The sequence below is a fragment of the Aequorivita sp. CRS11 genome (genome assembly GCF_059693805.1).
In genome coordinates this window covers 12073-37375 of the sequence record NZ_JCATIG010000003.1, presented here as the reverse complement: position 1 = coordinate 37375, position 25303 = coordinate 12073, and the positions used below count along the sequence as shown (strand labels likewise).

General features: G+C 38.2%; 22 protein-coding genes. 19 read left to right on the top strand and 3 right to left on the bottom strand.

Features of this window, described 5'->3' with window-relative positions; translation table 11 throughout:
* Positions 1-2 precede the first annotated feature (2 nt).
* From sov to AC58DT_RS06150, 6 genes are all read left to right on the top strand, one after another.
* Entirely contained in the window at positions 3-7241 is a 7239-nt protein-coding gene (gene sov, locus AC58DT_RS06175; protein ID WP_497215984.1) for a T9SS outer membrane translocon Sov/SprA, read from the top strand.
* A 27-nt stretch (positions 7242-7268) separates the two neighbouring features.
* Positions 7269-7649 carry a glycine cleavage system protein GcvH gene (gene gcvH, locus AC58DT_RS06170; RefSeq protein ID WP_062619845.1) on the top strand — a complete coding sequence of 127 codons (381 nt, stop codon included), beginning with the start codon at positions 7269-7271 and terminating at the stop codon, positions 7647-7649.
* Entirely contained in the window at positions 7618-8013 is a 396-nt protein-coding gene (locus tag AC58DT_RS06165) for a VanZ family protein (protein WP_497215983.1), read from the top strand. Before gcvH ends, AC58DT_RS06165 begins: the two co-directional genes overlap by 32 nt.
* A gap of 66 nt (positions 8014-8079) precedes the next feature.
* Positions 8080-8802 carry an energy transducer TonB gene (locus AC58DT_RS06160; RefSeq protein ID WP_497215981.1) on the top strand — a complete coding sequence of 241 codons (723 nt, stop codon included), beginning with the start codon at positions 8080-8082 and terminating at the stop codon, positions 8800-8802.
* Positions 8803-8912: 110 nt separating this feature from the next.
* Positions 8913-9695, top strand: coding sequence for an energy transducer TonB (locus AC58DT_RS06155; protein ID WP_497215980.1), 783 nt, complete (start codon positions 8913-8915; stop codon positions 9693-9695).
* Positions 9696-9799: 104 nt separating this feature from the next.
* Positions 9800-11890 (top strand): gliding motility protein RemB, encoded by a 2091-nt coding sequence (locus AC58DT_RS06150; protein ID WP_497215978.1) that lies wholly within the window; start codon positions 9800-9802, stop codon positions 11888-11890.
* 6 nt (positions 11891-11896) lie between these two features.
* Here AC58DT_RS06150 and AC58DT_RS06145 read toward each other — a convergent pair whose 3' ends face one another.
* Positions 11897-12883 carry an MBL fold metallo-hydrolase gene (locus tag AC58DT_RS06145; RefSeq protein ID WP_497215976.1) on the bottom strand — a complete coding sequence of 329 codons (987 nt, stop codon included), beginning with the start codon at positions 12881-12883 and terminating at the stop codon, positions 11897-11899.
* A 125-nt stretch (positions 12884-13008) separates the two neighbouring features.
* Here AC58DT_RS06145 and cyoE point away from each other — a divergent pair, with 125 nt between their 5' ends.
* From cyoE to AC58DT_RS06125, 4 genes are read left to right on the top strand one after another with little or no spacing between them, the layout of a single operon-like run.
* A complete protein-coding gene (gene cyoE / locus AC58DT_RS06140) occupies positions 13009-13902 on the top strand; it encodes a heme o synthase (RefSeq protein WP_497215975.1) in 894 nt (297 codons plus the stop codon).
* A 41-nt stretch (positions 13903-13943) separates the two neighbouring features.
* Positions 13944-14525, top strand: a complete 582-nt coding sequence (locus AC58DT_RS06135; RefSeq protein ID WP_497215973.1) for a cytochrome c oxidase subunit 3 — start codon at positions 13944-13946, stop codon at positions 14523-14525.
* A 46-nt stretch (positions 14526-14571) separates the two neighbouring features.
* Positions 14572-15555: a cytochrome c oxidase subunit 3 gene (locus AC58DT_RS06130; protein WP_062619830.1), complete on the top strand. Its 984-nt coding sequence runs from the start codon at positions 14572-14574 to the stop codon at positions 15553-15555.
* Between the two features lie 18 nt (positions 15556-15573).
* Positions 15574-15957 carry a cytochrome C oxidase subunit IV family protein gene (locus tag AC58DT_RS06125; protein ID WP_497215972.1) on the top strand — a complete coding sequence of 128 codons (384 nt, stop codon included), beginning with the start codon at positions 15574-15576 and terminating at the stop codon, positions 15955-15957.
* 73 nt (positions 15958-16030) lie between these two features.
* Here the strand turns inward: AC58DT_RS06125 and AC58DT_RS06120 are convergent, their stop codons facing one another.
* Together AC58DT_RS06120 and AC58DT_RS06115 are read right to left on the bottom strand one after the other, a co-directional pair.
* Complete coding sequence (locus AC58DT_RS06120) at positions 16031-17407, bottom strand: T9SS type A sorting domain-containing protein (RefSeq protein ID WP_497215971.1); 1377 nt, start codon at positions 17405-17407, stop codon at positions 16031-16033.
* A gap of 61 nt (positions 17408-17468) precedes the next feature.
* Positions 17469-18869: a zinc metalloprotease gene (locus AC58DT_RS06115; protein ID WP_497215970.1), complete on the bottom strand. Its 1401-nt coding sequence runs from the start codon at positions 18867-18869 to the stop codon at positions 17469-17471.
* Between the two features lie 282 nt (positions 18870-19151).
* Between AC58DT_RS06115 and AC58DT_RS06110 the strand changes: the two genes are divergently transcribed.
* From AC58DT_RS06110 to AC58DT_RS06070, 9 genes are all read left to right on the top strand, one after another.
* Positions 19152-19274, top strand: coding sequence for a helix-turn-helix domain-containing protein (locus AC58DT_RS06110; protein ID WP_497216452.1), 123 nt, complete (start codon positions 19152-19154; stop codon positions 19272-19274).
* A gap of 70 nt (positions 19275-19344) precedes the next feature.
* Entirely contained in the window at positions 19345-19992 is a 648-nt protein-coding gene (locus tag AC58DT_RS06105; RefSeq protein WP_497215968.1) for a hypothetical protein, read from the top strand.
* A 93-nt stretch (positions 19993-20085) separates the two neighbouring features.
* Positions 20086-20709 carry an SCO family protein gene (locus AC58DT_RS06100; protein WP_497215967.1) on the top strand — a complete coding sequence of 208 codons (624 nt, stop codon included), beginning with the start codon at positions 20086-20088 and terminating at the stop codon, positions 20707-20709.
* Positions 20710-20712: 3 nt separating this feature from the next.
* Positions 20713-21240 (top strand): DUF420 domain-containing protein, encoded by a 528-nt coding sequence (locus AC58DT_RS06095; protein ID WP_497215966.1) that lies wholly within the window; start codon positions 20713-20715, stop codon positions 21238-21240.
* A 6-nt stretch (positions 21241-21246) separates the two neighbouring features.
* Positions 21247-21483: a hypothetical protein gene (locus tag AC58DT_RS06090; RefSeq protein WP_497215965.1), complete on the top strand. Its 237-nt coding sequence runs from the start codon at positions 21247-21249 to the stop codon at positions 21481-21483.
* Between the two features lie 140 nt (positions 21484-21623).
* A complete protein-coding gene (locus tag AC58DT_RS06085) occupies positions 21624-22331 on the top strand; it encodes an ABC transporter ATP-binding protein (RefSeq protein ID WP_497215964.1) in 708 nt (235 codons plus the stop codon).
* Positions 22324-23568, top strand: a complete 1245-nt coding sequence (locus AC58DT_RS06080) for an ABC transporter permease (RefSeq protein ID WP_497215963.1) — start codon at positions 22324-22326, stop codon at positions 23566-23568. The genes AC58DT_RS06085 and AC58DT_RS06080 overlap by 8 nt, the downstream gene beginning before the upstream one ends.
* The gene (locus AC58DT_RS06075; protein WP_497215961.1) at positions 23561-24832 is read left to right on the top strand and encodes an ABC transporter permease; all 1272 of its coding nucleotides are present in this window, start codon (positions 23561-23563) and stop codon (positions 24830-24832) included. Before AC58DT_RS06080 ends, AC58DT_RS06075 begins: the two co-directional genes overlap by 8 nt.
* Before the next feature lie 12 nt (positions 24833-24844).
* Complete coding sequence (locus AC58DT_RS06070; protein ID WP_497215960.1) at positions 24845-25264, top strand: DUF1801 domain-containing protein; 420 nt, start codon at positions 24845-24847, stop codon at positions 25262-25264.
* Positions 25265-25303: the final 39 nt, after the last annotated feature.

Genomic DNA, 25303 nt, shown 5'->3' with positions numbered 1-25303 from the left:
ATTTGAAGGCAAAAAATTACGTTTACAAGGGTGGCTTTTTCAAGCTTTTAACAATTTTAAGTTTCATATTGTTCAGCAATGTTTCGCTGGCACAGGATCCCGACACAACGGCTGTAGGGAGTGAAATGGGGAGAATGGATTTACCCACTCCCGTCAGTATTCAGGATCTTTATACCTACGACCCCATAACCGATAGATATATTTATACCCAAACCTTGGGTAGTTTTAATATTACCTACCCTATAATTCTAACCCCTCAAGAGTATCAGCGCCTTATTCAAGAGGAGCAGATGAGAGCTTACTTCAAAGAAAAAATTGATGCAGCAGACGGTAGAAAGGAAGGTTCCGAAGAACAGCAAAAAAACCTATTGCCCACTTTTTATGTGAATTCAAATTTCTTTGAATCCATTTTTGGCGGAAACACAATTGAAGTTATTCCACAAGGTTCCGTCGAGATGGATCTTGGGCTATTGTATACAAAACAGGACAACCCGCAATATTCCCCACGAAACCGAAGCAATTTCTCCTTTGATTTTGACCAGCGTATTAGCTTAAGCCTTTTGGCTAAAGTGGGAACCAGGCTTCAGGTTACGGCTAATTACGATACTGAAAGCACCTTCGATTTCCAAAACCAGATTAAGTTGGAATACACCCCAACGGAAGACGACATAATTCAAAAAATTGAGGTGGGTAATGTTAGTATGCCGCTGAATAGTTCCTTGATTCAAGGAGCGCAAAGCCTTTTCGGGGTTAAAACACAACTTCAATTTGGAAAAACAACCATTACGGGAGTTTTCTCTGAACAAAAATCTGAAACCCGTACCGTTACCGCTGAAGGTGGCGCGACCATTACGGATTTTGAACTTTTCGCATTGGATTATGACGATAATCGTCACTTCTTTTTATCACATTATTTCAGGGATAATTATGATCGTGCCCTAAAACAATATCCTTTCATAAACAGCAATGTTCAGATTACCCGTATGGAGGTATGGATTACCAACAGAACGAGTAGAACCGAAAACGTTCGAAATATTGTGGCATTGCAGGATATAGGCGAATCGGATCCCTTGAATGTTGGATTGAACACACCTCCGGGAGGCTTTATTCGAGCTGGAAGGAATGCTTATCCGGACAACACGAACAACCTTTTTAATCCGTTTGGTATCAATGGAGGAGAACCCACTTTACTCAATCCACTAATTCGTGATGTGGCTACCGTACGTCAAGGTTTTACGGGAGTTCAAGTAAGCGAAGGAGTAGATTATGTTACACTTGAGAACGCAAGAAGATTGGATCCGGGCGAATATTCCTTAAACTCGCAATTGGGTTACATCTCTCTGAACCAGCGTTTAACAAATGATGAGGTTTTAGCTGTATCATACCAATTTACCGTTAATGGGAAAGTATATCAAGTAGGAGAATTTTCAAATGATGGAGTTGAGGCAAATGGAGGTACCATTCCAGGAACTGGAGGCACAAATCCTCCTGTGGAGGAAACTGGTCTTGCCCAAAACCTTGTAGTAAAACTTTTGAAGAGTAGCATAACTAACGTAAATGAGCCAATCTGGGATTTGATGATGAAAAACATTTATCCTATTGGGGCTTATCAGCTTGAAAAGGAAGACTTCAAACTTAATATTCTTTATACCGACCCTTCTCCGTTAAACTATTTAACCGAGGCAGGTGCTGAACTTCCTCCAGATGTAAAGGACGAAATTCTCTTGAAGGTTTTCAACCTTGACAGATTGAACTTCAATAATGATCCACAACAGGGGGGCGATGGTTTCTTTGATTTTCTGCCGGGGATTACGGTTGATGCACAAAATGGTCGCATTATTTTTACGACTGTGGAACCCTTTGGGAAGCATTTATTTGAAAAATTGGATTTGCCAAGTACCTCGGCTACTTATTCAATGCCTGAAACCTATAATCCAAATCAGTCCAAATACGTTTTTAGAACACTTTATACAGGAACTAAAACCCAGGCTGAGCAGCTAGAGAGCGAAAAGAATAAATTTCAGTTAAAAGGAAGTTATAAATCTACAGGTGCTGATGGTATTCCCATTGGCGCGTTCAATATTCCGCAAGGCTCCGTTACGGTTACTGCTGGTGGAAGAACCTTGGTAGAAGGTGTGGATTATACCGTAAACTATCAATTGGGAAGAGTTCAGATTTTAGACCCTTCACTATTGAATAGTAATATTCCAATTTCGGTCAGTACAGAAAATAACTCACTTTTTGGGCAGCAAAGTAAGCGTTTTACTGGCTTAAATGTAGAGCATAAATTCAGCGATAAATTTTTGATAGGTGCAACCTATTTAAACCTTAACGAGCGCCCACTCACCCAAAAATCATCGTATGGCGTGGAGCCGATTAATAATACTATCTACGGCATAAATTTAAATTACTCAACCGAGGTACCGTTCCTTACCCGATTGGTAAATAAACTTCCAAACATTGATACCGATGTTGAATCAAATGTTTCTTTACGTGGAGAGTTTGCATATTTAAAACCAGGGGCTCCAAAAGTTTCAGATTTTGATGGTAAGACAACTGTATATGTTGATGATTTTGAAGCCTCACAAACAGGAAACGATATAAGTTCGCCCTCCAGTTGGTTCTTGTCAAGTACTCCAGTTGGGTATGGTGGTGAGTTGGGAAATGACAATTTAGGATATAATTACAACCGTGCAAAACTCGCTTGGTACACTATCGATCCTATTTTCTATAGCAGCCAGCGCCCAGAAGGGATAAATGATGAAGATCTTTCTTCACCATTTACGCGTCGTGTTTTTAGGGATGAAATTTTCCCTAACCAAGATATTATTCAGGGACAAACCCAAGCTTTATTCACACTGGATCTTGCATATTACCCATCTACAAGAGGAGAATATAACTACAACCCCGAAGCTGCTGGAACAAATGATTTGCCAAACCCCGAAGATAGATTCGGCGGTATTATGAGACAGCTTACAACTACCGATTTTGAACAATCGAATGTTGAATACATACAGTTCTGGGTGATGGACCCATTCATTTATGATGAAACTAGCGGCAACCCAGGAGGAAATATAAATTTTAACTTGGGAAGTATTTCAGAAGATGTATTAAAAGACGGAAGAAAACAATACGAAAACGGGTTGCCTGAAGATGGAGGTGATGCTAATACAACTGCTACAGCTTGGGGTAAAGTGCCTACCAACCAATCATTAGTTTATACTTTTGATACTGAAGGACAGCAACGTACAAACCAGGATATTGGTTTGGATGGTTTGGATAATGCAGGGGAAGCAGCTAAGTATGGTATTTTTGGAGGATTACCTGACCCTGCAAATGATGACTACCAATACTTCCTTCAAGCTGAAGGAAATATTCTGGATCGTTATTTAAAATATAACGGAACACAAGGAAATTCGCCGGTAGAAGTTACAAACAATAACCGTGGAAATACTGCCCAGCCGGATGTTGAGGATATAAATCGTGACAACACCATGAACACGATTGACAGCTATTTTGAATACAACGTTCCTATTTATCCGGGGATGAGCAGAGAAAACAACAGTTTTATTTCTGATGTGAAAGAGCTGGAGGTAACTACGCAAAACAATGATGTAATTCCAGTGCGTTGGGTGCAGTTCAAAGTTCCAATAAGTGAGCCAGATCAGGCAGTTAATGGCATTTCAGATTACAGATCTATTCGGTTTATGCGAATGTTCCTTTCACAGTTTTCTCAAAATACCGTTTTACGTTTTGGCACCATGGAATTGGTTCGAGGCGATTATAGAAAATTCCAAAAAACTTTGGATGATGTAACCCTTGAAGATCCTTCCAATGACAATACCCTGTTTGAAGTTGAAGCTGTAAGTATTGAAGAAAACGAAAACCGAGAACCAATTCCCTATAGACTTCCCCCAGGGCTTGTTCGTGAGGAATTGAATAACAATAATAATATTATACGCGAAAATGAGCAATCATTAGCCCTACGTGTATGCGGCTTGGAGCCAAATGATGGGCGTGCAGTCTATAAAAACTTTAATGTAGATATGCGCCAGTACAAAAATCTGGAAATGTTCATTCACGCAGAATCATTGCAAAATGAGACGGCACTTAGTGATGGACAATTGGTAGCCTTCATGCGTTTGGGGAATGACCTTACAAACAACTATTATGAAGTTCAAATTCCATTAAACCCCACCAATTTTGGAGCAACAAATGCTGAGGAAATTTGGCCAGTCGCAAACAGACTGAATCTTCCGTTAGAACTATTGCAACAAGTAAAAACCAGAACTCCATTAAACTCAACCGAAGTTGTTTATTATACACAATCAGAACTTGAAGGTGGTATATCCGGTGGTGAGAATGAGCTAATAATTGGGATTAAAGGAAATCCAAGTTTTGGAAACGTTAGAACGATTATGCTTGGGGTTAGGAACAAACCTGGAAATACAAGCGAGTTATGTGGCGAAGTTTGGTTTAACGAGCTTAGAATGTCTGAGCTTAAAAATGAGGGAGGCTGGGCCGCCGTTGTGAGTATGGATGCTAACCTTGCAGATTTTGCGACTGTTAGCGCCACAGGAAAAAGAAGTACAGTTGGCTTCGGCTCTATTGAGCAAGGACCAAACCAGCGAAGCCGTGAAGATCTTCAACAATATGATGTAGTTACTAACGTAAACTTGGGACAATTGCTTCCGAAGAAATGGGGGATTCAATTGCCGTTTAATTATGGACGCTCCGAGGAACTGATAACGCCACAATACGATCCGGAATTCCAGGATATTGAACTTGATACCAGGCTCGACAACACAGAGGATGAAGCCGAGAAAGACAGAATTAAGGAACAGGCCGTAGATTATACAAAGCGCCAGAGTGTAAACTTTATCGGTGTGCGTAAGGAGAGAACCGGAGATGGAAAACCTCAGGTATATGATATTGAGAATTTTACAGGCTCCTTCTCTTACAATCAAACAGACCATCACGATTTTGAAGTGGAAGACGCTGTTGAGCAAAACGTTCGGGTTGGTGCTACCTATAATTACAACTTTACGGCGAAACCAGTGGAGCCCTTTAAGAAAAATGATTCATTGTTTACAGGACAGTATTGGAGATTTCTGAAAGATTTCAACTTCAATTATTTGCCGACGAATATTTCAGTAAGTTCAAATATTACCCGACAATACAACGAGCAAAAGTTTAGGGAAATAAACTTATTGCCCGGCAACATAGGCTTGCCTACTCTTTATCAGCGTAATTATCTGTTTGATTGGCAATACACCATCAACCATAATTTAACGAAATCATTGCGTTTCAATTTCACCTCTTCAAATAATATGATAGTTAACAATTATTTGGATGATAATGGTTTGATAAATAATGATATCGGAATTTGGGATGGTTTCTTTGATGTGGGTAACCCAAATCAGCATTTCCAGTCATTACAACTAAATTATGACTTGCCTTTCAGTAAGTTTCCTTTCCTAAAATTCCTTAGGGCAACGTATTCCTATACCGGTGATTACCAATGGCAGCGTGGAAGTAATCAATTTAATGAAATTGAAATCGAGTTGAGTGACGGAAGCAGAAATGTGTATAACTTGGGTAATTCGATCCAAAACGCAAGTACGCATCAAATTAATTCTAGTTTAGATATGAATGGTTTTTACCGTTACATAGGGCTTACTAAAATTAAGAAAAGCAAGCCCCGAAAATCTGCCGGCGATGGTAGTGGTGGTGCAGGAGATGAAAAATCATCAAGTGGCGGTGAAGGCAAGGCTAGTAGAGAAAGCAAACTGGAGGAAGAAAAGAACAGTACACTTTCAAACGGAAAGACGAATACGCCAAACGTACTTGGAAGAGGTGCTGCCAGTCCGGAAGGTGGTTTGAATGCTGGCGACAAGGCCATAAATACGGTAATTGGTCTTGCCACAATGCTTAAAAAGGTACAATTTAACTATCAAGAAAATAATGGCATCTACCTTCCGGGATATTTGCCGTCAATTGGATTTATAGGAACTTTGAAGCCAACAACAGGCTTTGTTTTTGGAAGTCAAGCAGACGTTAGGGAATTAGCCGCCAGAAAAGGGTGGTTGACTCTCTATCCAGAATTTAATGAGCAATATACCGAGGTAGAGAGCCGTCAAATGGACATTCAGGCCAATCTAGAACCTATTAATGATTTGACAGTTGATATAAACGGAAGCAGAATTTATTCTGAAAACTATTCCGAAAACTATATTGTAGAGAACGACCTTTATAATTCTTTGACGCCGAATACCTTCGGAAACTTTAATATTTCAACAGTATTAATAAAAACTGCTTTCAGCGCTAGCGATGAAAATAGTTCAGCTGCTTTTGACGATTTCAGAACCAATAGATTAACTATTGCGAACAGATTGGCAGAGGATTATTACCAAGGTGGAGCCATCCCGAGAGATTCGCTGGGTTATCCTGTAGGTTTCGGAAGAAACAGCCAAGATGTGTTGTTGCCGGCATTCCTTGCGGCCTATAAAGGCAGTAACGCTTCAAAAGAAAAGACAGGAATATTTAGAGATATTCCGCTTCCAAACTGGGATATTAAATATACAGGTTTAATGAATATTCCTTGGTTCAAGAAAAATTTCAAACGTTTTTCATTGACTCACGGATACCGTGCAGGATATACTGTAAATCAATTCCAGTCTAATTTGGACTACGACCCGAACAATCCCGAAGCTGTAGACCAAGCAGGAAACTTTAAAGTGAAAACATTGCTTACAAATGTTAACCTGACCGAACAATTTTCGCCTTTACTGCGAGTGGATTTTGAAATGAACAATTCTGTGAAAATACTTGCTGAAATGCGTAAAGACCGTGCGCTTTCATTGAGCTTTGCAAATAACCTTTTGACTGAGATAAAGGGTAATGAATATATCATAGGACTTGGTTATAGAATTAAAGACCTTCGCATTGCTACCAATTTTGGAGGAAAAAAATCTGTTATTACAAGTGATTTGAACTTTAAAGTGGATCTTTCCAGAAGAGATAACATTACGATAATTAGGTATCTAGATATTCAAAATAACCAGACTACCGCAGGGCAAACCATATATGGGGCACAATTGTCTATTGACTATGCGTTGAGCAAAAACTTGACTGCCCTTTTCTATTATGACCATACATTCTCTGAATATGCTATTTCAACTGCATTCCCACAAACAACCATTAGAAGTGGCTTTACATTGAGATATAACTTTGGAAACTAAATAAAATACTGACTTATTTAATTTATTATGAACGTACCATCAAATTTAAAATACACAAAAGATCACGAATGGGTCTTAATTGAAGGAGATACCGCAACAATAGGCGTTACAGATTTTGCACAAGGCGAGTTGGGCGATATTGTATATGTTGAAGTGGAAACTGTAGGCGATACAATGGAGAAAAACGAAGTTTTTGGAACTGTGGAAGCCGTAAAAACTGTTTCCGATTTATTTTTACCTCTTTCCGGAGAGATAATTGAATTCAACGAAAGCTTGGAATCTGAACCAGAAAAAGTTAATTCAGATGCTTACGGAGAAGGCTGGATGATAAAGATGAAATTTTCAAACCCAGATGAAATAGCAGAATTACTGGACGATGCCGCTTATAAAGCACTTATTGGCGGATAAAAGGTTATTGTTTATAGCTATAATTTACAGTTGCTTAATCACGGTACTGTTTTTTATTCCCAGTCAAGATTTACCAAAAACCCAATTATTAGAAGCAGACAAGTTAGTTCATATACTTGTTTATTTTATATTGGTCAATCTTTGGATGCTTTATTTGTATGTTAGTAATGATTATCATTTTGAAAAAAAGTGGATCCCCATTCTCCTGCTTTCGATACTGCTTTATGGCATAATAATTGAGATATTTCAGGGACTGTTTACAGTTTCACGCAGTGCAGATATTCTAGATGTGGTCTCAAATTTATTGGGTTCTTTACTTGGTATCTTTTTTTTCAAAATTGTAAAACAAAAATTAAAAGCTTAAAATTTTAATTAAGTTTTAAATTGAACGATAATTTCTATATTTTAGCAACAAGTTAAACACACTATTATGGAACCCAAAAAAAATCCGAAAGCAGACGTAGGCCGAAGAAGCATGCTGTTTTTCCAACTTGGAATGGTTGTTATGCTTTTTTTGGCATGGCAAGCAATTGAATGGAAATCTTACGATAAATCCGATAATGATTTCGGAAAACTTGACGTAGGCGAAGAATTAGAGGAAGAAATTCCAGTTACGCAACAATTAACGCCACCGCCACCGCCACCGCCACCGCCACCAGCGCCGGAGGTTATTGATGTGATTGAAGATGAGGAAGACGTGGAAGAAACCATAATAGAATCTACTGAAACAAACCAAGAAGAGAAAATCGTTGAGGTAAAGGAAATTAAGGAAGAAGTAGTTGAAGAAGAAATTGCCGACGTACCGTTTGCCGTTATTGAAAATGTACCGATCTATCCTGGATGCGAAGGTGAAAAAAGTAACGATGCAAAGAAAAGATGTATGTCATCTAAAATTAGTGAATTCATTAATAAGAAATTTGACACCAACCTTGCATCAGATTTAGGTTTGGAAGGTAGACAACGTATAGCTGTTCAGTTCAAAATTGACAAGAGTGGGAGAGTTGTTGATGTTCGTGCACGTGCACCGCACCCTAGGCTTGAGAGAGAAGCAATGGATGTTGTACAGTCCCTACCTAATATGACTCCCGGAAAACAACGTGGAAAACCAGTTGGGGTGCTTTATTCCCTTCCGATAGTGTTTGATATTCAATAATTAGAAATATTTATATTAAAAGCCCCGTCTTTACTAGTAAAGACGGGGCTTTTTTCGTTTTGGCATAACAGTTGTGTTTGTAAAGGTGTTAACCTTTTAAAAACTTTATTATGAAAAAAGCTGTAAAAAATTTCGCAAACAAGAGAGAGGATAAAAAACAAATCAACATCAAATGGAATTCACGTCTGTTTTTCCAAATAGGTGTTATAGTTAGTCTACTTACTGTTTTTTTTATAATGCAGACTAATTTTGAAATAACAACAGATACTGCAGAGCGGCACATTCCTACTACCTTGGAGGAGCCTCCAATGATTTCCTATGTTCTGGATATTGAAAAACCAAAACCTATAGAGCCAACCAAAAAAATTGTAGAAAAACGCGTGCCTATCCAAAAAGTAGTAAAAAGTGATGTGTTTGATGTGAAATCTAATGATACGCCTATTGACGAAACACCAATCGCTAATACTGATATGCCTGTAATAAAAGCGCCAACAATTACCCATCAAGCTCCAGATAAACCTTCGGAGCCTACGGTAACAAGAACCGTTATGAATGTAGAATTTGTACCAGTATTTCCAGGGTGCGAGCCGTTTGCTACCAATGCCGAGAAAATTGACTGTATGTCTTCAAAAATAAATGCTTTTATCAATAAAAATTTTCGAAAGGAAATTTTAGAAAATTTGACTCCAAATGAAACACACAGAATTTATGTGAAATTCAAGATTGATTCCAACGGTTTTATCACTGATGTTGCAGCAAATTCACACAATGCCACTTTAAAGAAGGAAGCCCAGCGAGTAATCAATAATTTACCTGTAATGAAGCCAGGCAAACAGGGAGATAAGAACGTAGATGTTGTTTACACCGTACCTATTGTTTTCAATATTCATTAAAAATTTGAATAAAAAGTAAAAGCTCCCAATAAAATGGGAGCTTTTTTTAAATCCGGTCATTCCAAAAAAACTGTATCTTTCGGGTTTAAACAAGCAAACCTCAAATGAAACATTTTATATTTTTTCTCATATTTTGTTTTCCAATAATTTCTTCAGCGCAAACTGCTTCGGCACAATACGAAAAATATCCCGTCTTTAATGAATGTGAAGGTGCAGAAGTTGAGGCTCTAGAAAGCTGTTTTAAAAATACGTTGCAACAATTCATTTTTAAAAACTTTCAAGTCCCTGAAAAGGTTTTCGCGGAAAATTACAAAGGAAATGTAAATGTACTTTTTGAGGTAACAAAAGAAGGGAGGTTTAAGGTGCTATATGTTGATGGAATTTACGAAGAATTAAAAACAGAAGCGCGCCGTGTTTTTGAGTCACTCCCCCAAATAGAGCCAGCTACCTATAACGGAAAACCAGCCTATGTACAGTTTACCCTTCCTATTGCCATTCCATTGGTGGCGCCGGGAGAAAGCATAGTCCAAACTTCTGAAATTATAAAGAAAAACGAAAGAGAACAATTGGTTGAAGAATATGATGCTATTGAAAACCTGCCTTATAATAATGAAGAATATAGTAGCAATATTAATATTCCACTTTCACACCATAACTACAGCTTATTTGATCCTTCTCTTAACCGTGTTGGGCTTAACAATCACACGGCCCAAAAGCCTTATATTTATTCTGAAGTAAACAAATACTATGATTTTGAAGCCGCCAATCAGGAAATTTTAAAAAATAAATCTTCGTGGTTCGGTCGTAAACTTTGGAATGAACACCTTATTACCATAAAGGGAAAAGATTATTGGCTAACCTTAGATGCAGGAGTAGATTTGCAGGCCGGAAAAGACTTTGATGCAGAGCTAGATACTTACAACAATACGCGTTTGGTTTATACACAGGGTGGAATTGGAAAACAGATTGGATTTTTCGGTGTTATTTATGAAAGTCAAGGGCGTTTTGCAGATTATTTTAATCGCTACGCAGAATCTATTCGACCCGATGGGGGCAATCCAGCAATTATTCCTGGCCGAGGTATAGCAAAACAATTTAGAGCAGATTCCTATGATTATCCAATTGCTACAGGACATATTTCTTATACGCCTTCAAAATATTTTAATATTCAATTGGGCCACGGTAAAACCTTTTTAGGTGATGGATACCGTTCTTTATTGACAAGTGATAATGCGAGTTCTTATCCCTTCTTCAAAATAAATACCACCTTTTGGAAATTGAAATATACCAACACTTGGATGTCTTTGCGAGATGTTCGCCCCGAGGTTACCGAAGACGGTTCTTTTCGAACAAAATATATAGCAAACCACTATTTGAGCTATAACATTACCAAAAGATTAAACATTGGTCTTTTTGAATCTGTTATTTGGCAGAATGATAACGGTAGAGGCTTTGACGTGAATTATCTAAATCCAATTATTTTTTACCGCGCTATTGAATTTTCAACGGGTTCCCGCGGTGGTAATGCGCTTATTGGCCTTACTACAAAGTATAAAGTGAATGACAGAGTGAATATCTATGGGCAACTTATAATTGATGAATTTTCTTCGAGCGATATCTTTGGTGGTGAAGGAAGTTATAAGAATAAAACAGGCTACCAGTTGGGTCTAAAATATTACCATGCTTTTGGATTAAAAAATCTTTTCCTACAAACAGAGTACAATAGAGTACGTCCTTATACGTACTCGCACAATACGGTAGTGCTAAATTATGGGCACAACAATCAATCTATGGCACATACCCTAGGTGCTAATTTTTCTGAATTTATAGGTATAGCGCGCTACCAGAGAGGTAGAATTTATGGAGACGCAAAATTTATAGTTGCCAAGCGGGGTTTTGAATTTAATACGCCGGAAGATTCTTTTTTCTACGGCGGAAATATTTATGGAACTGAAGATGACCGTGTTTCAGACAATGGTAACGAACTGGCGCAGGGAAATACCACAGATTTTTTCCACGCTGAAGTACAAGCGGGTTACATAATAAACCCCGCAACAAATCTAAAGATTTATGGAAGTTTTATTTTTAGAAGTTTTGACCCCGAAGTTGACACAGAAACTGTGTTTAAAAACCAAACTACTTGGGTCAATTTTGGGCTAAGAACAGATTTATTTAACTGGTATTATGATTTTTAAAAAGAATTAATTTTTCTCCTTCTCTTTCAATTTTTTTTCTATTTCCTTATACTTTTTCATTGCTTCTTTATTTCTTGCCTCCCTGTCTTCTGAGCCTGCGCCTGCTTCTTGGGCCACTTCTTTATAAATCATTTTCAAAAAAGCTTCTGTTTTAATAAATCCGCTTCCAAATCCTTTATCATCATATTCTTTAGTTAGCTCTGTCGTTTTTATTATTTCCTCTTCTGTTTTCTTGTTGAGGTAGAGATTATATACACGCTTATAAAGAATGGATAGCATTTCTATAGTATCTCTTAAATCTTTATATGAACCCATATTTCCGTAGCCGGGAATTACTTTAGTGTCTTCATTTATCACCAAAAGAGCTTTCTCCAAACCTGCGATGTAACCTTTTAAGCTGCCCCCATTCTCAGTGTCTATGTACGGGTATTTTCCATTAAAGAAAACATCGCCGGTATGCAATACGTTACTTCCTGTAAAATATACCATGGAATCACCATCTGTGTGGGCATTGTGAACGTGAAAAACATATATTTTTTCTCCGTTGAAATAAAATGTAAGATCTTCAGCAAAAGTTACAATTGGCAGTGCTTCTTCATCGATTTTTTTTGTTTCCTTGGCAATAACATCCTGTAGGCGGTTTCGAACATTTTCCTGCGAAAAAATTACAGTACCTGTTTCGGCCATCGCAGGATTGCCGCCTGTGTGGTCCCCGTGAAAATGTGTGTTCACCAAAAACCGAACAGGTTGATCGCTAACTTTTTTTATTTCATTTTGAATTTGTTCAATACCATCGGCATATTGATTATCAATCATGAACACTCCGTCTTTGCCAAAACTTAACCCTATATTGCCTCCCTTGCCTTGTAGCATGTAGACTTTATTAGTGACTTTTATAAGTTTGGTGTTTACTTTTTGTCCGCCATCAGTTTGGGCGAAAACAGTTAATACAGAGAATAATAAGATGGTATTTAGAATAAATTTTGAGAACATATATTTTTAGTTTGAAAAATTGGTTCAAATTACTAAAAATGCTGAAATAATACAGTAAGATTATTGATAATATATTGTGGAAAAAATACAGGAAGCGTATCTTTGCACAGCCTAAAAAAAATAGCTTGTCCGTTTCCCAATCACAGTCAATTAGTCCGTCCGTTATCAGGAATTTTACTGAAATCACTAAGCTTCGGCTTTCGGTGAGTGTTGTGTTTTCTTCGGTTGCGGGTTATCTATTGGGGGCAGATTCAATTGACTTCTTTGTGCTCTTTCTGTTATGTGTAGGGGGTTATTGTATGGTTGGCGCTTCAAATGTTTTCAATCAAATCATCGAAAAAGATTTGGACGCACTAATGGAACGCACTAAAAATAGGCCGTTGCCAGCTGGCCACATGACGGGGCGTTCTGCATTTATACTTGCGAGTATATTGACGGTGGTGGGTATTATTGTTCTTTACACCATAAATCCAGTTACGGCAATGTTTGGTGCCATTTCAATATTTATGTATGTGAGCCTGTACACGCCTTTAAAAACCAAAACACCACTTTCGGTATTTGTGGGTGCGTTTCCGGGCGCCATTCCATTTATGTTGGGGTGGGTGGCTGCAACCGGTAAATTTGGTATTGAACCCGGAACACTATTTATGGTTCAGTTTTTTTGGCAATTTCCGCATTTTTGGGCTATTGGCTGGTTTCTTTTTGATGATTATAAAAAAGCCGGCTTCTTTATGCTTCCTAATGGAAAACGTGATAAAGGAACTGCCATACAGGTTATTCTCTACACAATTTGGACCGTACTTGTTTCTTTAATTCCTGTTTTAGGAATTACTGGTAAATTATATTTAACGCCAATATCAGGTGTTTTGATTGGGCTTTTGGGGGTTGGGCTTTTGTATTATGCAATCAAGCTGTACAAAGAAAAAACTTCCATTGCCGCCAAGCAGCTTATGTTCGCTAGTGTAAGCTACATTACATTACTGCAAATAATTTACGTTGCAGATAAATTTTTAAGATAACCGCAGCAAATGTCTTCGGAAAATATATAAGAAATAGAAAAATGGATTTAACACAGGGAAGTGAAGAGTTAAAAACCTCCAGAGCAAAAAAGAATATGCTTTGGTTCGGCATTATTAGTCTAACCATGAGTTTTGCAGGACTCACAAGTGCCTACGTTGTTAGCAAGGAAAGGCCCGATTGGATTTCAAGTTTTGAAATACCACAGGCTTTTTACATAGCGCTCATTGTGATGGTCTTGAGCAGTTTTACAGTTTATTTTGCACTGAGGACTATCAAAAAGCAGCAAAATAAGCTTGGTATGTTTTTTTTAGCGACCACTTTTTTGTTGGGCAGCTTGTTTGTTTTTTTCCAGTTTAAAGGTTTTTCTGAAATAATAGCTAGCGGCTATAATTTTACGGGTCCTACAAGCAGTATTACTACTTCCTTTATATATCTGGTAGTATTATTGCACGTTGCGCACGTTTTTGTGGGGTTGGTATCGCTTTTGGTTGTAATTTATAATCATTATAAACAAAAGTATGAAAACGGTAAAACCCTTGGTGTTGAACTAGCTGCAACTTTTTGGCATTTTGTGGATATTGTATGGATTTACCTGTTTTTATTTTTATATTTCGTTAAATAAAAATTAAACGTATTTTTGAACCTTTATTTAAAACCAAATTCTTTTTATGGAAGCTACTGTTGTTAAAACAGGTACCGAAGATAAAACCTGGGGCGGCGGAAACCAACCGTTGAAAGCAAGTTATGGCAAAATGATGATGTGGTTTTTCATCGTTTCCGATGCCTTGACCTTTTCAGGTTTTCTTGCCTCTTATGGATTTTCAAGATTCAAATTTGTAGATGCCTGGCCTATTGCCGATGAAGTATTTACTCACTTCCCGTTTCTTCATGGAGTAGAAGCGCCTATGTATTATGTGGCGTTTATGACTTTTATTTTGATCTTTTCGTCCGTTACCATGGTTTTGGCTGTGGATGCGGGACACAAAATGAAACAGAATAAAGTAATTCTTTATTTGTTCCTTACTATTATTGGAGGCCTTATTTTCTTGGGCTCGCAAGCTTGGGAGTGGGCAACTTTCATTAAAGGAGACTATGGTGCAATTGAAACCAAAGGAGGGCAGATCATCCAGTTTTTGGATAAAGAAGGCGAGCGTGTGGCAATAAGGGATTTTGTGGCAATAAATGATGCTGATCGTATACCCCAGACCCGCGAGAATGGATTGTGGTTTGTACAGGACTCTGAATATTTACCAAGCGTGACCTTTAATCAAGTAAAAGAAGGATTTTTGGCAAATGATAACCTTTTGGTAAGGCTCCAACATAAAGACGAACATGGTCAGCATATTATTTTGTCAAGGGAAGAATCCATTGCCAAAGTAGTTAATGATGGTCAATTGGTTGTAGAGGGTGCAAACCTTCGCCACAACGAATATGGGCATCCACTTTTTGCAAACTTTTTCTTTTTCATTACGGGTTTCCACGGTTTCCACGTTGCAACAGGAGTTCTGATTAATATTATCATATTTTTTAATGTAATATTAGGCACCTACGAACGCCGAAACAGTTACGAAATGGTAGAGAAAGTTGGACTATACTGGCACTTTGTAGATTTGGTATGGGTATTTGTATTCACATTCTTTTATCTTGTTTAGATTTCAAAAAATTTAAAAATGGCACACGAACATAAATTAGCAATCTTTAGGGGCGCTGTAAAATTTAAGTCAAACGTTAGCAAAATCTGGGGGGTTTTTATATTCCTTTCTGTCGTTACCATCATTGAGGTAGCATTGGGCATTGTCCGTCCGGACTTTTTAATAGACAATCGTTTCTTGGCTTTAAAGCTGCTTAACTGGATTTTTATCATCCTTACCATCGTAAAAGCATATTACATTACTTGGGACTTTATGCACATGCGCGATGAAACTACCGGCCTGCGTAGGGCTGTAATCTGGACTTCTATTTTCTTGATATCCTACTTAATTGTGCTGATATTGATAGAAGGCGATTATATTTTTGAAGTTTACAAATCCGGATATATAAAATTCGATTTTTAAAGAATTTTTAAAATATTTAAAAGCCCTCTTTTTGAGGGCTTTTTTTATTGATTGTAAGCGATTTTAATGAGGGCTATTCCTTTATAATTTTCTGTACAATTTCCCCACGATCCGTTACTATCCTCAAAAAATACATGCCGCTTTCAAGGGTCGAAATATCCACTTGTTGGATATTCCTGGTTTGTTGAAGCACCTTTTTGCCCAGAATATCAAAAACCGTAGTGCCTATAACACTTTTGGTGTTAGCATCTATGTAGAGCAAACCATCAGTAGGGTTTGGATATATTTTAATAGGATCAATTTGGCTCTCCTCCACCCCTAAAATGGTCAGGTTTTCGTACCACGCTATTTTATCGTCGTTCTGCGATGAGGCAATGACGTCCATATCGCCATCGTTGTCTATATCTGCGGCTATCACGGAACGGGGAAATTGATGCTCCGTGCTGATAACGTTTTTAGATCCAAACGAACCCGTTCCGTCCAGATTTTCAAACCAAACGATTTCGCCATCAAAAGTTCCTCCACTAGATGTTAATACATCTATATCGCCATCGTTATCCAAATCTGCGGCAAAGACTTCCAAAGCTTTATCCAAAATATTACTTATCGTTTTTTTGGGGCCAAAGTTGCCAAAGCCGTTCAGGTTTTCAAACCAAGCTACTTCATTATCTCCGAAAGATACTGTAAGCACATCCGTATCACCATCACCATCCACATCTGCAGTAATAAGATTGGTTACATATTGCCCCATCTCATATATAGAGTTAGGCTCACCAAAAGTACCATGGCCATCGATATTGTCAATCCAATAGATTTTATTAGGAGCAGTACTATTTCCCACAATATCCATATCACCATCGCCATCCACATCTATTGCTACTACGGAACGTGTGCCCGAAACATTATTATCAATAAGGTGCATAAAAAAATCTCCCTGCCCATCCAAATTTTCATACCATGCTAACCCTGAAAAATCGGAACCTGAAATTACATCCATATCACCATCACCGTCCAGATCGCCCGCAACCACAGTAAATGCCCCGTCGGCAGTATTGGAAATAATTTTTTGGACACTGAAATTGCCCTGCCCATCCAAATTTTCATACCAAATTATTTTATCTAATGAAAATGCCGTTGTTAGGATATCCATATCTCCATCACCGTCTAAATCTGCTAAAAATATAGAATAAACCTCATCAAAAAGGTTGTTTTCAACAATATTCTCTGTTCCAAAATTACCTAACCCATCCAGATTTTCAAACCAAGCAATATTATAAGACCCAGTTCTAGAACCCGATACTACATCTAAATCGCCATCGCCATCCAGATCGGCAGCAAGGGCACTTGTAACTAATCCATTATCCATATAAATAATGCGCTGAGAACCAAATTGTCCTCGACCCGTACATACAACTAAAAGAAATGCTGCAACAAAAATGTATTTACCCATACCCATCTATTTAAAAATATGGCTCCCAATAGCTGGGAGCCTAAATTTTTGTTTTAATTTTTTAATCTTGTTTGAATATGATATCCTGTTCCGTATTTCCTTCTTCATATGTCTTCTCAATTTTATAAAGACCGGGTTGCAGTTGTTCAATAAGGTTCGGATTATTTATACCAGTAGAATCTTTTGGAATTAAGGTAATATTGGTATTGAACACATTGTCGTTAAAGCGGGTAATACTCCCGCCAATAGGCCTATAATTTGGATTGTCATAACATCTACGCGGTTGCGGCCAAAAAACAGGATTATTCTCAATTTTAATACCTATAGCGGAATGGTTTGGATGATAGATCGTGCTAAAATCACTTTCATATTTGCTAACTTCCTTAATGATATTCTGGGTATATGAAAAGGATATATCCTCATAGGGTACTGGATCAGGACAATCACAACTGCATTCCAAAAAACGATATTCAAATCCGGGCTGAAATAGGGGTTTGTATAATTGAGGGTTCTGGTTGTTAGGGTCATAATATGCTCCTGCATAAGGCTCGTAAAGTGAAGCCACATTGGTAAGGGCGACATTATAATATCCGCTTGCTATTTTTTCATGAACGCGGATGGCCTGCCCTACGGTTAAACTCTTTGTTGCACATCCACCATAGGCATCACCCATAATATTGATGACATCCTTATGTGCTATTGTGTATTGAAAACCTAACTCATCCGTTTCAGTACCAAAATAAGTACAGGTATTTTGATCTACATAGGGGGTACAATCACAGCTAGAGTCCCAAAAACCACTATTAGCATTGGTATCCACTATTTCATCCCCCGTTGTGGTTGCATTAAAATATTGATTGTTTGGGTCCCGGGTGGTATGCTCATTAAAAGAGCGGGTATGTTTTAAATTAAGATTGTGCGATATTTCATGTACTGTATTATTGCCAGCCAATCCACTTCCAGAATTTGTGGCACATACAAAACCTGGCCTATATGCTATACCCCCAGCAAAACCCAACCAGCCAACTGCATATACATTTAAGGCATTTAAATCTTTATATCCATTGGCAGCTGCCCAATTGACCATTGCACGGAATTGAGGTCTCGTTTCAAGCACATAATATCCATTTGTGTCAGGGTCTCCGTTAGGTAGAGGTACCGTAACTTCTGGGCTATTAAATTCTTCAAGTCCCCGAAATTTAAAAAAGATATTAAACGGGTTGTACATAATATTAAGATTGGCTATTGCTTGTAGGGCATCATGCTCTCGATTATAAAAATCAGTATCGCCATTGGGACGATTGACACCCCAAAATTTTACGTTAAAGACAAGAGGTCCATAATTATTTAAGGTTGCAATGTCTGTGGAATAACTGTATATTCCAGCAGGGTCGGTTCCATTTTCGATAACAACACATTCTTGGTTATTTATCTGCGCATTCATAAAAAGTACATTAAGCATAAATGTACAAAAAAGTAATCGGAAAATAATTTGGTTTTCATAATAACAGTATTTAGTTAAACAATAAATTAATTAGCTAAATAACTGGGGAGGAATCTAAAAGTACAAAAACTAATGACTGAACGGTAATTGTATGAATTTTTTCGACCACTGACCTTCGTGTCATTGGATGCAAAAGAAAATAATACTGAATTATTAGCCTGGCTTGCGGCCAGAACAAAGGAGCTTAGGCTGCAAAAAGGCTTGACTTAACTCCAATCTTTTCACGAGACAAATGTTCATATTGGATGGATTGAACAAGGAAAGCGTGATATTTCCTTTACTACATTGATTAAACTGTGTGACTACTTCAATATTACTCCTGAAGAATTTTTTGATGGTTTTAAAAGTATTCCAAAAAAATAAAATTAACACCCAAAACATTGCCCAACCCCCTTTTACCCTGTATTTTTGCAAAAGCAAAAAATTGCTGGAAATGAAGAAGTATCTTGTCCTCGGAATTCTGTTTTTACTGCCCATTACGGCCTATGTTTTTTTTGCTTCCGGAAAAAATAACTTTGCCACTTTGCCACTGCTTACACCTTCAGTCACTGAATTGCAAAATTTTGAAACACTAAACGGTAAACCTGTTAGGTTGGAAAATCATATTACGGTTTTAGGTTTCTTTGGAAGTGATTTGGAAGCGCACAGGGCATATGCTTATAATTTAGCGCATAAAATATATAGTAAAAATCATAAGTTTAACGAATTTCAGTTTGTAATTCTTCTGCCAAAAGGAACCGAGGAGCAAGCCAGAAATATTGAGGAAAAACTAAAACAAATTGCTCCCACCGATGCATGGGTTTTTGCTTTTGGGACCGAAGAAGATATAAAGGAAGTATTTCAATCGTTGAAGTCTGATATAGCTTTGGATTCCAATATCTCTACTCCGTATGTTTTCATAATAGATAAAGAACGCGGTCTTCGGGGCAGGGATGATGATGAGGATGAGGGCGTTATGTATGGATTTGATTCCAGTAATATTGCTGAAATAAACAATAAAATGAGCGACGATGTTAAAGTGTTGCTTGCTGAATACAGAAGGGCGCTAAAAAAGTATAACACTTCAGATAGGGAGATATAATTAGAATAAGAATAAAGAGTTAAGAAGAAAGACATACGCAATAATTTTTAAAGCATCCACAGAATCAATAGCATCCACAGAATCATTTAAAAAATGAAAAAAAATTATTCCTACATCGGTATTTCGTTTATCATCCTGGTTTTTGGAATTTGGGCAGTGCCAAAAATTATCAATACACTTTCAAAACCTGATTTAGAAACATTCGGTTCCGTGCCACAATTCAGTTTTACGGACCAAAACGGAAAAACCATCACCAACGATGATTTTAAGGACAAGATATATGTAGTGGAATTTTTTTTCACCACCTGCCCGTCCATCTGTCCTATTATGACGGAGAATATGCTGAAAATACAAAATGAGTTTTTAGGAAATCCCAAAGTTGGCATCGCTTCATTTTCAATCGACCCAGAGTATGACACGCCCCAGGTTTTAAAGGAATATGCCCAAAATAAAGGGATTACCAAACCGCAATGGCATCTGCTCACCGGACCAAAAGAAGAAATTTTCAAACTTGCCAACGAAGGCTTTAACCTCTATGTAGGCGAAGCTCCCGAAGTGGAAGGCGGGTTTGAGCATTCAGGCTTTTTTGCCCTTGTGGATCAAGAAGGAAACATCCGCTCCCGAAAAGATGAAAACGGAAACCCAATCATTTATTATGATGGTTTGGAAGATAAGGGAATACAGATGCTAAAAGAAGATATTAAAAAACTGTTGTAACCTATGCAGGCTTCACCCCAAACAACGAAGAATTATAACTTGTGGATTTGGATACTCTCCATTGTCATTCCTTTGGCTGTTGCCGTTCTTTTTACGGTACGAATTCCCGGAGTAGAGCGCCTTGGTTTTTTGCCGCCTATCTATGCCACAATTAATGGATTGACTGCAGTTATCTTGGTTGTTGCTGTTTACCAAATTAGAAAAGGAAACCGAAAGTTGCATGAGCGTCTGATGAAGACGGCTATCGCATGTTCTGTATTGTTTCTGGTCATGTATGTGGCCTATCATATGACCTCAGACTCCACCCCATTTGGTGGTGAAGGATTTGTCAAATATGTTTACTATTTTATCCTTTTGACGCATATATTACTGTCCATAGTCGTTATTCCTTTTGTATTGATTACGTATGTTAGGGGCATTTCGGGACAGTTCTATAAACACAGAAAAATTGCGCGAATTACATATCCGCTGTGGTTGTATGTGGCTGTTACCGGAGTAATTGTTTATTTGATGATTTCGCCTTATTATTGATAGACTATGAAACTTAAAATTGCTTATATAATAATTCTTCTTTTTTTAGTGTCCGTACTTCCCGCTGAGGCCCAATGCGCCATGTGCCGTGCCGTACTTGAAAGTGAAGAAGGTGGGCAGGCAGCCAAGGGAATCAATAACGGAATAGTCTATTTAATGATCTTCCCTTATCTGTTAATTGGCGGTATTGGTTATGCTATTTACAGAAGCCGAAAAAAGGCACGCGAAGAAAAAAAATTATAGTTTTTCAAAAGAAGCTGTAACACATACTCCCTACTATAGTCTTATAAATACTTGAGGCCATTAAAGTTTCCAAGTCTTAACAAGAATTTCACATTTGGAGGGGAATTTCCCCTTTATTTTGTAAATCAACAATTTTCAGGATGATAGAGATCAAAAATCTTCACAAGTCATACCACATGGGCAAAAATTCGCTCCATGTTTTAAAAGGAATAAATTTCACGGTTTCTGAAGGCGAAATGGTTTCAATCATGGGTTCTTCCGGTTCGGGAAAATCTACGCTGCTCAACATCCTCGGCATCCTTGACGAAGCAGACGAAGGCACCTACAATCTGGACGGTACCTTGATTAAAAATCTAAACGAAAGGGTGGCCGCACGGTACCGTAATAAGTTTCTCGGCTTTATTTTTCAATCCTTCAATCTTATCAACTACAAGTCTGCTTTGGAAAACGTGGCCATGCCGCTTTATTATCAAGGCGTAAAAAGAAATGTTCGCGTTGAGAAAGCAATGCACTATTTGGAAAAAGTAGGGCTCGCAGATTGGGCTTCGCATCTTCCCAACGAACTTTCCGGAGGTCAGAAACAACGTGTGGCCATTGCCCGTGCGCTTGCCAGTGACCCAAAAGTATTACTTGCCGATGAACCTACGGGCGCACTCGATACCAAAACTTCTTATGAAGTGATGGAACTCATCCAAGGCATCAATGACGAGGGAAAAACCATCCTCATTGTTACCCACGAAGACGATATAGCGCATATGACCAAGCGTATCGTAAACCTAAAAGATGGAATTATTATAGACGATTCCGTAGTAACCCAAGTACGGGCAAAAAGCGAGGCCTATGTTTAATATTGAACGCTGGCAGGAAATTTTCGAAGCTATTCGCAAAAACAAACTGCGAACTTTCTTAACGGGGCTTTCCGTAGCTTCGGGAATATTCATTTTGGTAATTCTGCTTGCAATCGGTCAAGGAATGTCCAATGGGGTTGCAAAGGAATTTGAAAATGATGCCACCAACCGTATCAGTGTGTGGACAAATGTTACCTCCGTAGAATATAAAGGTTTAAATCCCGGTAGGATAATAGAAATGGACAACCGCGATTATGAAATGGCGGTAAACAAAAACACTGATAAAATTGAACTCAAATCTGGGGTTTACAGCAGATGGGGACAATTGACCACATATAAAAAAGAAAGCGGCAGCTACAGGGTAGAAGGCGTTCGTGGCGATTATCAGTTTTTGGAAAATGAAACCTTGGTCGTAGGAAGATACATTAACCAAAACGATTTAAATTCTTTTGAAAAAAACGCCGTGATCGGAAACCAAGTCTATCTCGATCTTTTTAAGGGAAAGGAAGCGCTTGGTGAGTATATAGACATTACAGGAATAAAATTTAAGGTAGTGGGGGTTTATACCGATCCGGGAGGCGAGCGTGAAGAAACGCGCATATTCATTCCACTTACCACAGCACAACGTGTTTATAATGCTGGCGATAAACTGCGCTCACTTGCATTCACACTGGAAAAGCACGATAAATATGAAGACGCCCTGGCAGCTTCTGAAGCCTTTTCGGCGCAATTGGAAGCTGACTTAAAAACAAAACACAGCATAGCGCCGAATGATGAACGGGCCGTAAATGTGAACAACACGTTGGAAAACACAAAACGGTTTTACGATCTCAACAATATGATTCGGTGGTTCTTTTGGGGTGTGGGAATATGTACAATTATTGCGGGCGTAGTGGGCGTTAGCAATATTATGCTAATTATTGTAAAAGAGCGCACAAAGGAAATTGGCGTACGTAAGGCCATTGGCGCACAGCCTTGGTCCATCATAGGCATGATTTTGCACGAATCTATTTTTGTAACCGCAATTGCAGGATTTGTAGGTTTAATTTTCAGTCTTTTGTTATTGCAATTAGTTGGACCGTATATTGAAACAGATTACATAAGAAATCCTTCCGTAGATTTTTCGGTAGCTATTACCACGGTAATTATCCTCGTGGTGGCTGGAGCCATTGCTGGATTTTTTCCTGCCTACAGAGCCGCAAATATCAAACCCATAGAAGCCTTGCGCGATGAGTAAATTATTCAGCAGAGACAGTTGGGCCGAAATAATTGAAGCCCTTAGCAGTAATTGGTTTAGAACCGTCATGACTGCTTTTGGGGTGTTATGGGGCATATTCATTCTTGTAATCCTTTTGGCAGCTGGAAATGGTCTTGAGAACGGAATAAAACAAGGTTTCAGCGGTATGGCTACAAACTCTATGTTTATGTGGGCGCAAACGGCGTCACAACCCTATAAAGGATTACCTAAAGGGCGTAGGTACAATTTTAAGACAGATGATGTTGATGCCATAAAGCAGCAAGTACCAGGATTGCGCTTTGTTTCACCCAGAAATCAATTGGGAGGGTTCCGCGGAAGCAACAATGTAGTTCGTGGCCTTCAAACAGGTGCATTTAACGTATATGGTGATTACCCTGAAATTATTCAACAACAACCTATGGATATTACTTCGGGCCGTTTTATAAATTATTCAGATATAAATGAAAAGCGAAAAGTTGCCATTATTGGCAGTGGGGTACAAAGTGCATTATATGATCCCGGTGAAGAAGTAATTGGTAGTTACATAAAAATAAACGGCGTTAACTTTTTGGTTATAGGAACCTATAAAAAGAAAGGAAACAACGGTGATCCCGAAGAAATGCAAAAAGAAATATACGTGCCTTTCACATCTTTTTCGCAGGCCTTTAATATGGGCGACATTGTAGGATGGATGGCAATAACGGCGCAGGATGATTTTTCCATAACCAATTTAAAATCCCAAATTTTTGATGTTATAAAAACACGCCATACCATAAACCCAAACGACGATAGGGCCGTGGGAAATTTTGATCTTTATCAGGAATACAGTAAAATAAACGGCTTATTTACTGCGCTTAATTTTGTGGCATATTTCGTTGGAATTTTGGTACTACTTTCGGGAATTATTGGTATCAGCAACATTATGTTGATAGTGGTAAAAGAACGCACTAAAGAGATTGGAATCCGCCGTGCTCTGGGAGCTACTCCCTGGAGCATTCGCGCACAGGTACTGTTGGAGTCCATATTTTTGACTATCATTTCGGGAATGGCGGGTATAGTTTTGGCAAGTGCTGTTTTATGGTTCGTCAATTATCAACTCAGCGGAATGGATACAAGCGAAATGATGTTTATAAACCCATCAGTAAATATAGGTGTAGTTTTCATAGCGCTTACAATATTGATAGTTTCAGGCCTTTTAGCGGGATTAATTCCTGCCCAAAACGCAATTAAGGTGAAACCTGTAGAGGCATTAAGAACGGAATAAACAATTATTAAAGTGGAAATAATTAGCGATCCAAAAGTAGCAACAGTTTTTGAAAGCTATCCCAAGGCAGTGAAAGCACAAATGCTTCAGCTTCGGGAGACGGTTTTGAAAACAGCCTCTGGGATTGACGGTCTCCAAAAAATTGAAGAAACCCTGAAATGGGGTGAACCGAGTTATTTGACAAAACACGGAAGTACCGTTAGGATGGATTGGAAGGAAAAAAATCCTGAGCATATTGCAGTTTATTTTAAATGTACATCAAAACTGGTTCCAACATTTAAATCACTTTATAAAGATAAATTCAATTTTGAAGGCAATCGGGCTATCGTTTTCCAACTAAAAGATAAAATACCCGTAAAAGAATTAAAACATTGTATCGCTTTGGCGCTCACATATCATAAAATAAAGCATTTGCCACTATTGGGCACATAAAACAAATTAACGAATCATCAATTTAAGACCATAATTTCA